At 60.6% G+C, this 13,978-nt stretch carries 13 protein-coding genes and 2 tRNA genes; 1 reads left to right on the top strand and 14 read right to left on the bottom strand.

Features of this window, described 5'->3' with window-relative positions; genetic code table 11:
- Nucleotides 1-8: 8 nt before the first annotated feature.
- The 12 genes from nuoG to AM571_RS07500 form a co-directional block, all read right to left on the bottom strand.
- The gene (gene nuoG / locus AM571_RS07555) at nt 9-2,090 is read right to left on the bottom strand and encodes an NADH-quinone oxidoreductase subunit NuoG (protein ID WP_074060886.1); all 2,082 of its coding nucleotides are present in this window, start codon (nt 2,088-2,090) and stop codon (nt 9-11) included.
- Between the two features lie 222 nt (nt 2,091-2,312).
- Entirely contained in the window at nt 2,313-2,921 is a 609-nt protein-coding gene (locus AM571_RS07550) for a 5' DNA nuclease (protein ID WP_074060885.1), read from the bottom strand.
- A gap of 4 nt (nt 2,922-2,925) precedes the next feature.
- On the bottom strand, nt 2,926-4,230 hold the full coding sequence (gene nuoF, locus AM571_RS07545; protein WP_074060884.1) for an NADH-quinone oxidoreductase subunit NuoF: 1,305 nt from the start codon (nt 4,228-4,230) through the stop codon (nt 2,926-2,928).
- A 12-nt stretch (nt 4,231-4,242) separates the two neighbouring features.
- Complete coding sequence (locus AM571_RS07540) at nt 4,243-5,373, bottom strand: NADH-quinone oxidoreductase subunit E (RefSeq protein ID WP_074060883.1); 1,131 nt, start codon at nt 5,371-5,373, stop codon at nt 4,243-4,245.
- Between the two features lie 16 nt (nt 5,374-5,389).
- Nucleotides 5,390-5,662, bottom strand: a complete 273-nt coding sequence (locus AM571_RS07535) for a hypothetical protein (protein ID WP_074060882.1) — start codon at nt 5,660-5,662, stop codon at nt 5,390-5,392.
- Nucleotides 5,662-6,852 carry an NADH-quinone oxidoreductase subunit D gene (locus AM571_RS07530; protein ID WP_022714819.1) on the bottom strand — a complete coding sequence of 397 codons (1,191 nt, stop codon included), beginning with the start codon at nt 6,850-6,852 and terminating at the stop codon, nt 5,662-5,664. The genes AM571_RS07535 and AM571_RS07530 overlap by 1 nt, the downstream gene beginning before the upstream one ends.
- Before the next feature lie 385 nt (nt 6,853-7,237).
- Nucleotides 7,238-7,840: an NADH-quinone oxidoreductase subunit C gene (locus tag AM571_RS07525; protein ID WP_074060881.1), complete on the bottom strand. Its 603-nt coding sequence runs from the start codon at nt 7,838-7,840 to the stop codon at nt 7,238-7,240.
- A gap of 18 nt (nt 7,841-7,858) precedes the next feature.
- Nucleotides 7,859-8,443 carry a NuoB/complex I 20 kDa subunit family protein gene (locus AM571_RS07520; protein WP_074060880.1) on the bottom strand — a complete coding sequence of 195 codons (585 nt, stop codon included), beginning with the start codon at nt 8,441-8,443 and terminating at the stop codon, nt 7,859-7,861.
- Complete coding sequence (locus AM571_RS07515; protein WP_028739579.1) at nt 8,434-8,799, bottom strand: NADH-quinone oxidoreductase subunit A; 366 nt, start codon at nt 8,797-8,799, stop codon at nt 8,434-8,436. The genes AM571_RS07520 and AM571_RS07515 overlap by 10 nt, the downstream gene beginning before the upstream one ends.
- Before the next feature lie 246 nt (nt 8,800-9,045).
- Nucleotides 9,046-9,122: transfer RNA gene (locus tag AM571_RS07510), tRNA-Asp, on the bottom strand.
- A 46-nt stretch (nt 9,123-9,168) separates the two neighbouring features.
- Nucleotides 9,169-9,245: transfer RNA gene (locus tag AM571_RS07505), tRNA-Asp, on the bottom strand.
- Between the two features lie 217 nt (nt 9,246-9,462).
- Entirely contained in the window at nt 9,463-9,864 is a 402-nt protein-coding gene (locus AM571_RS07500) for a cupin domain-containing protein (protein WP_074060879.1), read from the bottom strand.
- A gap of 210 nt (nt 9,865-10,074) precedes the next feature.
- Between AM571_RS07500 and AM571_RS07495 the strand changes: the two genes are divergently transcribed.
- Nucleotides 10,075-11,061: an aldo/keto reductase gene (locus tag AM571_RS07495; RefSeq protein ID WP_074060878.1), complete on the top strand. Its 987-nt coding sequence runs from the start codon at nt 10,075-10,077 to the stop codon at nt 11,059-11,061.
- A 55-nt stretch (nt 11,062-11,116) separates the two neighbouring features.
- Here AM571_RS07495 and AM571_RS07490 read toward each other — a convergent pair whose 3' ends face one another.
- Both AM571_RS07490 and hupB read right to left on the bottom strand, forming a co-directional pair.
- Nucleotides 11,117-13,327 (bottom strand): esterase-like activity of phytase family protein, encoded by a 2,211-nt coding sequence (locus tag AM571_RS07490; protein ID WP_132661245.1) that lies wholly within the window; start codon nt 13,325-13,327, stop codon nt 11,117-11,119.
- A 325-nt stretch (nt 13,328-13,652) separates the two neighbouring features.
- Nucleotides 13,653-13,928 carry a DNA-binding protein HupB gene (hupB, locus tag AM571_RS07485; protein ID WP_074063120.1) on the bottom strand — a complete coding sequence of 92 codons (276 nt, stop codon included), beginning with the start codon at nt 13,926-13,928 and terminating at the stop codon, nt 13,653-13,655.
- Nucleotides 13,929-13,978: the final 50 nt, after the last annotated feature.

Below are 13,978 nucleotides of genomic sequence, written 5' to 3'. Positions count from 1 at the left end.
CCCTGCCCTTACTCTGCCGCAACTTTGAAGTTGTTGCGGGCCAATGCCGAGCATTCGGCCATGACAGCCGAGGCGCGTGCGATCGGGTTCGTCAAATAGAAGTCTTTGACCGGTGACGCAAACCCGGATTTGTTCATCTTCCCGGCTTTTTTGGCCAGTGCGGCAATTTTGGCGCTGTCGCCTACGGCGATCTCGTCGACGGCGGCGAAATGGGGGAACGCCGCATAGAGTTTCGAGCGCAGTTCGCCAAGCGAATCAAAGGGAAGCTTCTTGCCCAGGACGTCGGAAAGCGCACGCAGGATCGCCCAGTCTTCGCGGGCATCGCCCGGTGCGAAACCGGCGCGGCTGCCCATCTGGACGCGGCCTTCGGTGTTGACCCAAGTGCCCGACTTTTCAGTATAGGCGGCAGCCGGCAGGATGACGTCGGCATGGTGCGCGCCGCTGTCGCCGTGCGAGCCGATATAGACCGTGAGCTTGGCCTTCTTGGCGCTAAAGTCCAGTTCGTCAGCGCCGAGCAGGAAAAGCACGTCCATGGAGGCCAGCATGGCAGCCGCGTTGACGCCCTTGGCGCCGGGCACGAAGCCCAGATCGAGGCCGCCGACACGCGATGCGGCAGTGTGCAGGACGGCAAAACCGTTCCAGTCTTCGGCCACGGCGCCGACATTGACGGCGAGCTTTGCAGCGCTTGCCAGGACACCCGCGCCATCCGTGCGGGAAAGCGCGCCCTGGCCGATGATGATCAGCGGCTTCTTGGCCTCTGCCAGAACCTTGGCGAAGGCATGGTTGCCATCCACCAGATCCTTCAGCGTATCCCCTCCAGCACCGATATATTCGTAATCGTAACGCAGGTCACCGCCTTGGCCGATCACGCCGATCGGAAAGCCGCCGCGGCGCCAGCGCTTGCGGATGCGGGCGTTGAGCACGGCAGCCTCGAAGCGCGGGTTGGCGCCGATGATGAGCAGCGCATCAGCCCGTTCGATGCCTTCGATCGTCGGGTTGAAGAGGTAGCTTGCGCGGCCGAGCGACGGATCGAGTGCCGTCCCATCCTGGCGACAGTCGAGGTTCTCCGAACCGAGCGACTTCACCAGTTCACGGAGCGCGTACATTTCCTCGACCGAGGCGAGGTCGCCGGCGATCGCACCGATCTTTTCGCCCGTCGTCTTGGAAACTGCAGCCCTGATCGCGCCGAAGGCTTCGGCCCAGCTCGCAGGCTGCAGGCGGCCACCCTTGCGGACATAGGGTTTGTCGAGACGCTGCGTCTTCAGCCCGTCCCAGATGAAGCGGCTCTTGTCGGATATCCACTCCTCGTTGATCGCCTCGTTGACCCGGGGCAGGATGCGCATGACCTCGCGGCCGCGGGTATCGACGCGGATGGCGGAGCCGAGCGCGTCCATGACGTCGATCGATTCCGTCTTGTTCAGCTCCCACGGACGGGCGGTGAAGGCGAAGGGTTTCGAGGTCAGCGCGCCGACCGGGCAAAGGTCGACGACGTTGCCCTGAAGCTCGGAGGTCATCGCCTGCTCGAGATAGGTGGTGATTTCGGCGTCCTCGCCGCGGCCGATCAGGCCGAGTTCCGAGATGCCGGCGACTTCCGTCGTGAAGCGGACGCAGCGCGTGCAGTGGATGCAGCGGTTCATGACCGTCTTTACGAGCGGACCGATATACTTGTCTTCGACGGCGCGCTTGTCTTCCTGATAGCGCGACGTGTCGATTCCGAAGGCCATCGCCTGGTCCTGCAGGTCGCATTCGCCGCCCTGGTCGCAGATCGGGCAATCGAGCGGATGATTGATCAGGAGGAATTCCATGACGCCTTCGCGGGCCTTTTTGACCATCGGCGTGTTGGTGAAGACTTCCGGGAGCTCGCCATTCGGGCCGCCGCGAATGTCGCGAACTCCCATAGCGCAGGATGCCTGCGGCTTCGGCGGACCGCCCTTCACCTCAACAAGGCACATACGGCAGTTGCCGGCGACCGACAGCCGCTCATGGAAGCAGAAGCGCGGAACTTCAGCGCCGGCTTCCTCACACGCCTGGATGAGCGTGTAATGATCCGGAACTTCGATCTCGTTGCCGTCTATCTTCAGTTTTGCCATCGTCACTCAGTCCTGTTTCCCGTTCGCCGGATGGCGGCAAACAAACCTATTTTGCAACACGACCGCTGCCGGGCGGGATTTTGCCCCCGCAGGCACCGGTTGTCGCCCAAATTGTCCTTCCAGGAATCGGGGAGCCCGAAACCCGATCGGCGCGCAGTTCGCCGGCCCCTGCCCGCTTGCCACTTCGCCATTCCCCTCCGGCTGCTTGGGTCAGCCGAAAAATCACGTCCGCTTACGGCCCTTGGCAGAAAGCGCCTTGGCCTGTCCGGTCCAATCGTCGCGTGCGATGCGGCCGTTGAAACCAAGTTCGGCGTCGAGCTTTGCGATTTCCGCATCCGTCCAGCCGGCAATCTCGGCAAAGGTCCGGATGCCCTTCGCATTCAGCACCTGCTCGAGCTTCGGACCGATGCCGGCGATCAGTTTCAGGTCGTCTGCCTTCTTCGCACGTGCTGGCGGCTTCTTCGGTTCAGTAGGCTTTGATCCCGTTTCGCCGACAATCGAGAGCTTGGCCTTCTTAACCACTGCCGGCCGGATATTCTCCGGCTTGACGCGCACTTCCGGCTTTGGCTCTTCCGGCGGCGTGTCGTCAAGCGCTTCCGCCAGCCTGTTGGACTCCTCAAACACACCCTGCAGAGCGCCGAAGAAAGCGCCAGCAAGCTGCGTCGAGAAACCAAAGCCGATCGCAGTTGCCGCAGCCATCGCCGCTACAGGCGGGGCCATCAGGGGATGCATCGGCAGAGCCCGCTCCACCATCTCGGCTGCAAGACGGCCGAAGTCCGCCTGGAAATCGGCCACTCCATCCTTGCCTGTGCTGCCAGATGCCTTCGTCATCTTCCTACTCCGCTGCCTCGAGAACCGCACCGTGATCCAAAGCGCTCGCCGTATACTGATCGATGCGCGCTTCGATCTCCGGACGAAAGTTGCGGATCAGACCCTGCACCGGCCATGCGGCAGCATCGCCGAGCGCACAGATGGTGTGGCCTTCGATCTGCTTGGTGACCTGGAAGAGCATGTCTATCTCGCGCTTGTGGGCATTGCCCTTGGCCATACGCTCCATCACGCGCCACATCCAGCCAGTGCCTTCGCGGCACGGCGTGCACTGACCGCAGCTTTCGTGCTTGAAGAAAGCCGAGATGCGGGCGATCGCCTTGATGACGTCCGTGGACTTGTCCATGACGATCGCGGCGGCCGTGCCAAAGGACGAACCGACAGCGCGCAGGCCGTCGAAATCCATCGGGCAGTCGATGATGTCCTTGGCGGGCACGATCGGGCACGAGGCGCCGCCCGGAATGACGGCGAGCAGGTTGTCCCAGCCGCCGCGAATGCCACCGGCGTGACGGTCGACAAGCTCGCGGAAGGTGATGCCCATTTCCTCTTCGACCGTGCACGGCTTGTTGACGTGGCCGGAGAGCATGAAAAGTTTGGTGCCGACATTGTTCGGACGGCCGATCGAGGAGAACCAGCCGGCCCCGCGGCGAAGGATCGTCGGGGCAACGGCGATCGATTCGACGTTGTTGACAGTCGTCGGGCAGCCGTAGAGACCCATATTGGCCGGGAACGGCGGCTTCAGGCGCGGCTGCCCCTTCTTGCCCTCAAGGCTTTCGAGCAGTGCGGTTTCTTCGCCGCAGATGTAAGCGCCGGCGCCGTGATGGACATAGATTTCCATGTCCCATCCGAGCTTGTTGTTCTTGCCGAGAAGGCCCGCATCATAGCATTCGTCGATCGCCGCCTGTAGCGCCTCGCGCTCACGGATGTATTCGCCGCGGACATAGATGTAGGCGGCGTTGGCGCCCATGGCGAAACTCGCAATCACGCAGCCTTCGATCAGCGTATGCGGATCGTGGCGCATGATGTCGCGGTCCTTGCAGGTGCCGGGCTCTGACTCGTCGGCATTGACGACGAGATAGTGCGGCCGGCCATCGCTTTCCTTCGGCATGAAGGACCATTTGAGACCGGTCGGAAAACCTGCGCCGCCACGGCCGCGAAGGCCGGACGCCTTCATCTCGTTGACGATCCAGTCGCGGCCCTTTTCGAGGATCTGCTTGGTGCCGTCCCAGTGGCCGCGGCTCATCGCGCCTCTCAGGGACTTGTCCTTGAGGCCGTAGATGTTGGTAAAGATGCGGTCCTTATCTTGTAACATTGTTCACACCTCTTACCGCGGCTTCTTGCCAAAGACCTTGATATATTCCGCTTCGCCGCCCTTGGCGAGCGCCTTGGCCTGCTTGGCCCAGTCGTCGCGCTCGATGCGGCCATTGAAGTTCAAGTATCCATCGACCCACTCGCGTTCGGCCTTCTTCCAGCCTGCGACCTGCGCGTAGGTGAAGATGCCGAGTTCGTTCAAAATGGCCTCGATCTTCGGATCGACGCCCGAGATCAGCTTGAGATCGTCCGCAGCTGCCGGCTTTTCGATGCCGACCGGGCGGTTCTTGTCGGTCAGCGCCGGCTTGCCGGCGGCTGGAGCAGCGGCTGCCTTTGCGGGCTTTTCGGCCGGTGCAGGCAGCGGCGCAGCTTCGACGGCCTTGACATTCTTGGCCGCGGCCTTCGGCGCGGTATGGGGCGTCTTCAGCACCGGATTGGTTTCAGCGTCCCCGCTCCTTGGACGGCCGGCCTCGGAAGGCGGAAGACTGACGGCATCGTTGATGGCCTTCCTTGCGGAAGCCTTCGGCTTGGGATCCGGCGCCAGAAGCGTCGTCGGACCGCCTTCAGGCGAGGAAAAATGACGGTCGATCTGCGGCCCGGGCTTGATGCTCGCCCCATTGCCGGCATTGAACGTGTCGATGATCTCTTCCAGGCGCTCCGGCGTCAGGTCTTCGTAGGTGTCCTTGCCGATCATCACCATCGGTGCGTTCACACAGGCCCCGAGACATTCGACCTCCTCCCAGGAGAGCGTGCCTTCGGCATTGCGCTCGAACGGATGATCGTGGATCTTGCTCTTGCAGACCTTCATCAGGCCCTCAGATCCGCGCAGCATGCAGGGCGTCGTGCCGCAGACCTGGACGTGCGCACGCGTGCCGACCGGACCCAACTGGAACTGGGTGTAGAAGGTCGCGACTTCGAGGACACGGATATAGGCCATGTCCAGCATGTTGGCGACTTTCTCGATCGCCGCGCGGGTGACCCAGCCGTCCTGTTCCTGCGCCCGCATCAACAGCGGGATGACCGCCGACTGCTGACGGCCTGCGGGATATTTCTTGATCGTTTTGTCCGCCCAAGCCGCGTTTTCGTCATTGAAGGCGAATGCGGCAGGCTGGAATTGATCTTCGGCTAGTCGACGAACGGACATTCTTCCTCACGCCTTGTCAGTTTAGGGTCCCACACCGCGAGGCGGTCAGAGACTGCATCTCGCAAGCATAGGCCGACTGGTCTTTCTGCATAAACACAACGAACTTGTTGCCGTTCGGAACGGCAGCCTTGATTTCATAGCCCCTGGACAATAGCTCGCCCATGGAGGCCTGGCCGCTCGGAGGCGCCACATCCTGCGCGCCCAGCTTCTGGCCGAATCCCTGATTATCCTGAGCGAACGCTCCGGATGCCATGAGGAAAACGGCGGCTGAAAGCGCGGCAAGCTGCATCAGCGGTCAACCTCGCCGAACACGATGTCGAGCGAGCCGAGAATGGCAGCGACGTCAGCCAACTGGTGGCCGCGGCACATGAAATCCATCGCCTGAAGATGGGCATAGCCCGGAGCCTTGATCTTGCAGCGATACGGCTTGTTGGAGCCGTCGGAGACGAGATAGACCCCGAACTCGCCCTTCGGCGCCTCCACGGCGGCATAAACTTCGCCGGCGGGAACGTGGTAGCCTTCGGTATAGAGCTTGAAGTGATGGATCAGAGCTTCCATGGAGCGCTTCATCTCGCCGCGCTTTGGCGGCACGACCTTGCCGTCGACCGACGAGAACGGTCCAGTGCTTGCATCGCCAAGCAGGCGGTTTACGCACTGCTTCATGATGCGGACCGATTCGCGCATTTCGATCATGCGGATCAGATAACGGTCATAACAGTCGCCGTTCTTGCCGATCGGGATATCGAACTCGAGATCGGAATAGCACTCGTAAGGCTGCGCGCGGCGAAGATCCCAGGCCGCGCCCGAACCGCGGACCATGACGCCCGAGAAGCCCCAAGCCCAGCAATCTTCCAGCGATACGACGCCGATATCGACGTTGCGTTGCTTGAAGATGCGGTTGCCGGTCAGAAGATCGTCAATGTCATCCAACGCCTTCAGGAACGGATCGCACCAGTCGCCGATATCCTGAACGAGTTTTTCCGGCAGATCCTGATGGACGCCGCCTGGACGAAAATAAGCCGCATGCATGCGCGAGCCGGACGCGCGCTCATAAAACACCATCAGCTTTTCACGCTCTTCGAAGCCCCAAAGCGGCGGCGTCAGCGCGCCGACGTCCATGGCTTGGGTCGTGACGTTGAGGAGATGCGACAGGATACGGCCGATTTCCGAATAGAGGACTCGGATCAGCTGACCGCGAATCGGGATCTCGATGCCGAGCAGCTTTTCGACGGCCAGCGCGTAGGCATGTTCCTGGTTCATCGGCGCCACATAGTCGAGGCGGTCGAAATAGGGAACGGCCTGCAGGTAAGTCTTCGTTTCGATCAACTTCTCGGTACCGCGATGCAGCAGGCCGATATGCGGATCGACGCGCTCCACGATCTCGCCGTCAAGCTCCAGGACAAGACGAAGAACGCCGTGCGCCGCCGGATGCTGTGGTCCGAAATTGATGTTGAAGTTGCGGACGTTATGTTCGGTCATGCTGCGAACTCCAGGCCAAGTGCGCCGCTGGTTAGGCGAATGGCGGATGGCGAATAGCGAAAAGTTTCGTTCCGTTTCATTGTTTCTCCTGGAGACTCCGTAACAGCGCCGTGAACATCCCTCTGATCTCGTCGCAGTTTTCGGTCATCTGCCTGAACTCAATCTCGCCGAGCAAAACAACGCGGTGAGAAATGAATATTTGTTTCCGATTCCTTCGACGAACCTGGACAAATCTGGGTCGTCAGACCGTAAATCTCCTCCTTGGAAAAATCCCCGGTCATTCGATAGCAGTCTGCCGCCGATCGACAACTGCCAGACCTTGAGATCCTTGTAGAAGTTTATCGTCTGCCACCCCTTCCAGCTGGTCGCTGCTCGCTATTTGCTTCTACTGCTTCGCCTTCTCATCGCCTGGCAGCACGTACTCGGTGCCCTCCCAAGGCGACATGAAGTCGAAGTTGCGGAATTCCTGCTTCAGTTCCACCGGCTCGTAAACGACCCGCTTTGCCGCATCGTCATAACGGACTTCGACGAAGCCGGTCGTCGGAAAGTCCTTGCGAAGTGGATGTCCTTCGAAACCGTAATCGGTCAGGATGCGGCGGAGATCCGGGTGCCCGGTGAAGAGAATGCCGTACATGTCCCAGGCCTCGCGCTCGAACCAGTCGGCGCCGGGATAGACCGCGCAGGCCGAAGGAACCGGCGTATCCTCGTCGGTCGCGACCTTCACGCGGATGCGCGAGTTCTGCTTCGGCGACAAAAGATGATACACAACGTCGAAACGCTTTTCGCGCTGCGGCCAATCCACGCCGCAGACGTCCGTCAGATTGATGAAACCGCACTTGGCGTCATCGCGCAGGAACGTCAGAAGCGCGATCAGGTTTTCGCCCGTCGTCGTCAGTGTCAGTTCGCCGAATTTCAGTTGCGTCGCGGCAATCAGGCTGCCACGCGCTTCCGAGAGATAGGACGAAAGCTCAGTGAGGGCTTCGCTCATGTGTCTTGTCCTTAACCCTTACCGCTCGATCGTGCCGGTGCGCCGGATCTTCTTCTGCAGCAAAAGCACGCCGTAAAGCAGCGCCTCCGCTGTGGGGGGACAGCCAGGCACGTAGATGTCGATCGGCACGACGCGGTCGCAGCCGCGCACCACCGAATAAGAATAGTGATAGTATCCACCACCATTGGCGCAGGAGCCCATCGAGATCACGTAACGCGGCTCGGGCATCTGGTCATAGACCTTGCGCAGCGCGGGCGCCATCTTGTTGGTGAGCGTGCCAGCGACAATCATCACGTCCGACTGGCGCGGCGAAGCGCGCGGTGCAAAGCCGAAACGTTCGACGTCGTAACGCGGCATCGACAGCTGCATCATTTCGACGGCGCAGCACGCTAGACCGAAGGTCATCCACATCAGCGAGCCGGTACGCGCCCAGTTGATCAGTTCGTCGGTCGAGGTGACGAGAAAACCCTTGTCGGCCAGTTCGTTGTTGATCTCGCCGAAGAACGCGTCGTTGCTGCCGATCGGCTTGCCGGTTGCGGGATCGAGGATCCCCTTCGGCTGCGGCGCCACGAGCGCGTGGTTGCTTGAGGGGGTCACTGCCATTCCAGGGCTCCCTTCTTCCATTCATAGATAAAGCCGACGGTGAGCACGAGAAGAAACACCATCATGGACCAGAAGCCGAACCAGCCGATGGCGCCGAAGGAAACGGCCCATGGGAAGAGGAAGGCGACTTCGAGGTCGAAGATGATGAAGAGAATCGACACGAGATAGAAGCGGATGTCGAATTTCATGCGAGCATCGTCAAAGGCGTTGAAGCCGCATTCGTATGCGGAAAGCTTTTCCGAATCGGGCGCCTTGAAGGCCACGGCAAACGGCGCAATCAGAAGCGCCAGGCCGATGACGAGGGCAATGCCGATGAAGATGGCGATCGGAATATAGGAACTGAGCAGTTCAGTCATCATGTTCATCCCTGCTTGCCGAATGCGCCAGGCAGCGCAACGGGCAAATGCCCGGCAAGCGAACGTGCGTTGCAACAAGCCGTCGTTAGCGCAGCCGGAGCCATGGCGCAAGACTTTTAGAAAGCCAATTCCACCTGCGAGGATGCGACATTATCAAGCAGATGCAACGATGTCGCGACAAATACGCACAAGTTGCGGGAGGATGCATGGCAGCCAACCAAAAACTGCATGGCTCGGAGAAAAGAATGGCGCGAGTGACGGGGCTCGAACCCGCGACCTCCGGCGTGACAGGCCGGCACTCTAACCGACTGAGCTACACCCGCGCATCTTGACGGAAAGACCGGAAGCGCCTTGCGGCACATCTTAAAATGGCGCGAGTGACGGGGCTCGAACCCGCGACCTCCGGCGTGACAGGCCGGCACTCTAACCGACTGAGCTACACCCGCACTTCATTTCAAGTCATCCGGAGCTTTCGCATCCTTGTCAAAACGGACAGGCCGCTTCGATGAGCGGCTAACTAAGGGGTTCGCATTTGAGTGTCAAGCAGGTTTGGAGACAAAACCATGACAGTCCGGAAATTGTTTTCAAAGCGAAGTCCAGCCCTCGCACAAGAGCTTAACATTGACAGGACTTCCGACCCTTTTTCTCGTGTCTGAAGCCGCTTCAGGCATTTCCGGCATATTGCTCGTCACTGACCTGTTCCATCCAGTCGGCCACGCTGCCATTCAGTGATTCCTGGATGGCGATATGCGTCATCGCCGTTTCCGGGGCTGCGCCATGCCAGTGCTTTTCGCCCGCGGCGAACCAGACGGTGTCGCCCGGCCGGATTTCTCGGATTTCGCCGCCCCAGCTCTGCACAAGCCCCTTGCCGGACGTGACGATCAGTGTCTGGCCCAGAGGATGCGTGTGCCAGGCGGTGCGTGCTCCCGGCTCGAATGTCACGTGCACGACCCTCACGCGGGCCGGATCCGGCGCTTCGATCAACGGATCGAGCCGTACGGTGCCAGCGAAATAGTCCGGCGAAGCCTTCGCCGATGGCCGGGAACCGGCTGTCTTGATTTCCATGCCGTTGCCTCTTGGTTGTTTGATCCGGCGCGTCCTCTGCAGAAAGTAGGTCAACAGTCGAACCATTTGAAGTGGAGCGGGAAGATATGCCAGACCATCGGCACCGTTCTCGAATAAGCAAGGTCTGCGCCCTATTTTCCCCGCAAGCGCTTACCCGCCCGGTGCCCGGCTGATACGCCGCGAGCTTTTCATCACGAATGGAGGATTCCCATGAAACAGCATTCTTTCGGCCGCATGCCGTTTTCAGTCAGCAATGTCGGGTTCGGCGCATGGCAGATAGGCGGTTCCTGGGGCGATGTCAGCGTGACTGACGGCCGGACGGCCCTCAACGCGGCACTCGATGCCGGCGTCACCTTCATCGACACGGCGGACGTTTATGGCGACGGCCGGTCAGAGAAAATCGTCGCCGACGTTGTAAGAAACCGTGGCGGCACGCGCCCGATGGTCGCCACCAAGGCCGGCCGTAGGCTGAACCCGCATGTCGCGGGCGGCTATACCAAGGCCAATCTCGAGGGCTTCATCGACCGCAGCCTGAAGAACCTGCAGGTCGACAGTCTCGATCTCGTCCAGCTCCACTGCCCGCCGACGGAGGTGCTTTACCGTCAGGAAGCCTTCGACGGTCTCAACGAGCTGCAGAGGGCCGGCAAGATCAAGGGCTATGGCGTCAGCGTTTCGACGGTGGAGGAAGGCTTGAAAGCGATCGAGTTTCCGGGCGTTGAAAGCATCCAGATCATCTACAACATATTCCGTCAGCGCCCCGATCGCCTGTTCTTCCAGGAAGCCCGCCGCAGGAACGTCGCCGTGATCGCCCGCGTGCCGCTCGCAAGCGGCCTGCTCTCCGGCAAGATCAGCCGCGACACCAAGTTTGCAAGCGACGACCACCGCAATTTCAACCGCCATGGCGAGGCCTTCGATGTCGGTGAGACTTTCGCGGGCGTGCCCTTCGAAGTCGGCCTGCAGGCGGTCGAGGAGGTGCGCAAGCTGGTGCCGCAGGGCACCTCCATGGCAGCCTTTGCGCTGCGTTGGATACTGATGAACGATGCCGTGACCGTGGTCATCCCCGGCGCGCGCAACGCCGAACAGGCAAGGGCAAACGCAGCCGCCGCAGATCTTGCGCCGCTTTCCCACGACGTGATGGATGCGACGCGCGAGATCTATGAGCGGCTGGTTGCACCGCATGTGCATCAGCGCTGGTAACGCAACCGATCGGCCTTGGAAATGGCCGGGCTACCGGCCATTTCTTTCGGGGACCTCAGTTCATGCCGACCAAATTGACCGGGAAGAACAGGGTTTCACCTGAGGAGTCGCTCACCCCGTCGTTGTCGGTGACGGCATAGACCTTACCGCCGGCGTCGAAGGTGAAGCCCTCGATCTTGTCGAGCACGTAGCCATTGGTGGCTCTCTTCAGCTCGTTTACGAAGTCGTAGGCTTCTGTCTTCTTGACTGTCGGCAGCTCGCCGCCGAGCTTGGCGGGCTTGAGGTCGGCGATCGCCACCTTATAGAGCTTCTTCAATTTCGCTGCATCGCCCACGAGGTTGTCGCGCTCGATGATATAGACGCTGTCGCCGTGGGCAGAGATTTCCGAAAGGCCGACCCAGCCGTTTTCGGACCTGTCGAGAGGATAGCGCACCCCGCCCCATTCCTTGGTCTTCGGATTGTAGGAGACGAGCTTGACGAAGCCCTTTTCGTCGTCCTTCCATTCGCGCTGAATTGCCATCCACAGCGTTGCATCATCTCCCGAGCCGATGATCGTCACACCTTCGAAACCGTAGCGGATTTCGTTGGCGATCAGCTCCTTCGGCAGGGCGATCTCGGCCTTGATCTCGCCCTTCGGATTGACGTGGTAGAGTGCGTGAGGCAGCAGCTTTTCGCTATTGCCTTCGGAAGCGAGCCAGAACCAGCCCTTCTCATCGACGGCGATCCCCTCGATGTCGAGCTTCTGGGCGAAAGCACCGTCACGCTTGACCGTCAGCGTCTGGGTGATGACGGCGGGCTTGTGCGTCGCGTCGATCGTGTAGATCGTCGGCTGCATGCCGAGCACGCTGTCGCTGACCGCAAAGACCTTGCCGGGCATTTCCGGAACGGCAGCAAGGCCCGAAAGGGCGGCAAAGCCGACAGGGTTGCCATCCTTCTGGGCAGCGACGATCTGCGGATAGGCCTTCTCGCCTTCGGCAAGCTCGTAGATCATGACATGCGAGCGCGGGCCGCCGTCCTTGCCGAGGTCGACTTCGTTGGCGGTCGCAAGGAGGTTGCGCGAGGGAATGGCGACAGCGCCTTCCGGCGAAACGCCAGATGGCAAGATCTGCAAAAGTTCCGGGTCGGCGCCCGTGTCCTTGTAGACGCCGACAACAGAAGCGCGTTCTGCAAGCACGAAGAAATATTGCTGGCCGCCGAAGGTGGCTGCTTCCAGCCCCTCCGCTTCGACGCCCTTCGAAGAAGAGCGGCCGTCCGGATAATGGCCGAGATCAGCCACGGCACGCTCGAAAGTGCTGCCGGATTCGTAGAGAAGCTTGCCGGCCTTGTCGAAGATCGTGAATCCGCGCGAGCCGCCTTCGTAATCGCCTTCGTTGGCGACGACGATACGGTTGTCGTCCAGCCATTTCACAGCGTCGGGTTCGCGCAGAATGCCTTTCAGTTCGCCAGCAAACCTCAGCGCCCCGTCCTTCTTCGTGTCGATACCGGAAAGGTCCGTGCTGCCTGCGGAGAAATGCGTCTTCACCTGTGCGGTTTTGCCGTCAATGATGATGATCTCGTTATTTTCCTGCAGTGTCAGTGCGATCTCGTCCTGACCGTTGAAGGCGACGAATTCTGGCTCCGGGTCCTCGGGCGCGATGGCCGAGAGACCGGTCAACGCAACGTGCTTGATCGTGCCGCAATCGACTGTTCCGTCCTTGACCTGGAAAATAACGAGACCACCTGCCGGCATCTGCGGGATCTTGCCGTCGTTGACGTCTTCGTCGCGCTCGTTTTCGATGGCGATGGTTCCGAGCGTCTTGTCCTTGTTGAGCGCGATCGAATCCGGCTGACCGCCGAGATCGCAGGTGTTCTCGATCTTTTTTGTGACAACGTCGACGATTGCCAGGCGGCCGGAAGGCTTCTGCTTGCTTTCGCCGGTGTTAACGGCAACCAGCACCTTGCCGGCGGCCGACGTAACGGATGTCGGCTCGCCGTCCATCATCAATACGCCCCCGGCCTTGGGGGCCATGGCATCGACGATGTCCACGAAGCCGATCGCACCGAGGGGGCTGTCGCTGTAAATCAGCGTCCTGCCGTCATCAGTGGCGGTGATGATTTCGGCGGATGTCGTGGAAAGCTTGTCCTTGCCGGCGGGCAGGTTTGCGGCAACCGGGAAGGACGCAATACGATTGAAAACAGGCTCCGCAGCGGCCGGGGAAGCAACGGACGCGATCAGCATGGCAGCCAGCGTCGCCTTGCGCGATGAAATGGTCATGAAATCCCCCATATGTCGAACATTTCGAAACGGTGGATCTTTGAGGGACGCTGATGACAGACACATGACAGGCGGCGCGATTTGAAGCGACTTGTCCATGCAGCGTTTGCGCGCGGCAGTTCGTTGCGCATGCCTCAGAAGCAAACCAGCAGCCAGACCGCGACAGCTTCCGCTCGATGCCCATTAGACCTGGTTGATCGGCGAGGATGCGCCCCAGAGCAGCGTCGAACAATTGAAGAGCCGGCAAGACCTGCGGCAAACTGAAAAGGGTCCGGCTTTCGCCGAACCCTTCCAAACCTGGGCTGCCGGTCTCGTTATCCGGCGGCCAGAAATCTGATTAGCCGTTAACGGCATCCTTCAGGCCCTTTCCGGGCGTGAACTTCGGCACGTTGCGAGCCGGAATATTGACTTCGGCGCCGGTGGACGGATTGCGGCCCTTGGTGGCAGCGCGATGAGAAACGGTGAAGCTGCCGAAGCCGGCGAGACGAATGTCGCCCTTCTTCTTCAGTTCACCCTGGACAACGTCGAAAACAGCGTCGACAGCAGAAGCAGCGTCAGCCTTGGTGAGGCCAGCCTTTTCGGCAACTGCGGACACGAGTTCATTCTTGTTCATGTTTCCACCCCTTTCAATGGTTCGAAACGACTCAAATCTGTAAGCCAGGC

The organism is Rhizobium etli 8C-3, assembly GCF_001908375.1.
GTDB lineage: Bacteria > Pseudomonadota > Alphaproteobacteria > Rhizobiales > Rhizobiaceae > Rhizobium > Rhizobium etli_B.
This window is presented reverse-complemented; position numbering and strand designations above follow the sequence as displayed.

Bases quoted from the DNA above. Each gene is read 5' to 3' on its own strand.
- AM571_RS07530 (WP_022714819.1), bottom strand. From the start codon at position 6,852: ATGACCGAACATAACGTCCGCAACTTCAACATCAATTTCGGACCACAG.
- AM571_RS07525 (WP_074060881.1), bottom strand. From the start codon at position 7,840: ATGAGCGAAGCCCTCACTGAGCTTTCGTCCTATCTCTCGGAAGCGCGT.
- AM571_RS07550 (WP_074060885.1), bottom strand. From the start codon at position 2,921: ATGACGAAGGCATCTGGCAGCACAGGCAAGGATGGAGTGGCCGATTTC.
- AM571_RS07535 (WP_074060882.1), bottom strand. From the start codon at position 5,662: ATGCAGCTTGCCGCGCTTTCAGCCGCCGTTTTCCTCATGGCATCCGGA.
- AM571_RS07540 (WP_074060883.1), bottom strand. From the start codon at position 5,373: ATGTCCGTTCGTCGACTAGCCGAAGATCAATTCCAGCCTGCCGCATTC.
- hupB (WP_074063120.1), bottom strand. From the start codon at position 13,928: ATGAACAAGAATGAACTCGTGTCCGCAGTTGCCGAAAAGGCTGGCCTC.
- AM571_RS07495 (WP_074060878.1), top strand. From the start codon at position 10,075: ATGAAACAGCATTCTTTCGGCCGCATGCCGTTTTCAGTCAGCAATGTC.
- nuoG (WP_074060886.1), bottom strand. From the start codon at position 2,090: ATGGCAAAACTGAAGATAGACGGCAACGAGATCGAAGTTCCGGATCAT.
- AM571_RS07515 (WP_028739579.1), bottom strand. From the start codon at position 8,799: ATGACTGAACTGCTCAGTTCCTATATTCCGATCGCCATCTTCATCGGC.
- AM571_RS07520 (WP_074060880.1), bottom strand. From the start codon at position 8,443: ATGGCAGTGACCCCCTCAAGCAACCACGCGCTCGTGGCGCCGCAGCCG.
- nuoF (WP_074060884.1), bottom strand. From the start codon at position 4,230: ATGTTACAAGATAAGGACCGCATCTTTACCAACATCTACGGCCTCAAG.
- AM571_RS07490 (WP_132661245.1), bottom strand. From the start codon at position 13,327: ATGGGGGATTTCATGACCATTTCATCGCGCAAGGCGACGCTGGCTGCC.
- AM571_RS07500 (WP_074060879.1), bottom strand. From the start codon at position 9,864: ATGGAAATCAAGACAGCCGGTTCCCGGCCATCGGCGAAGGCTTCGCCG.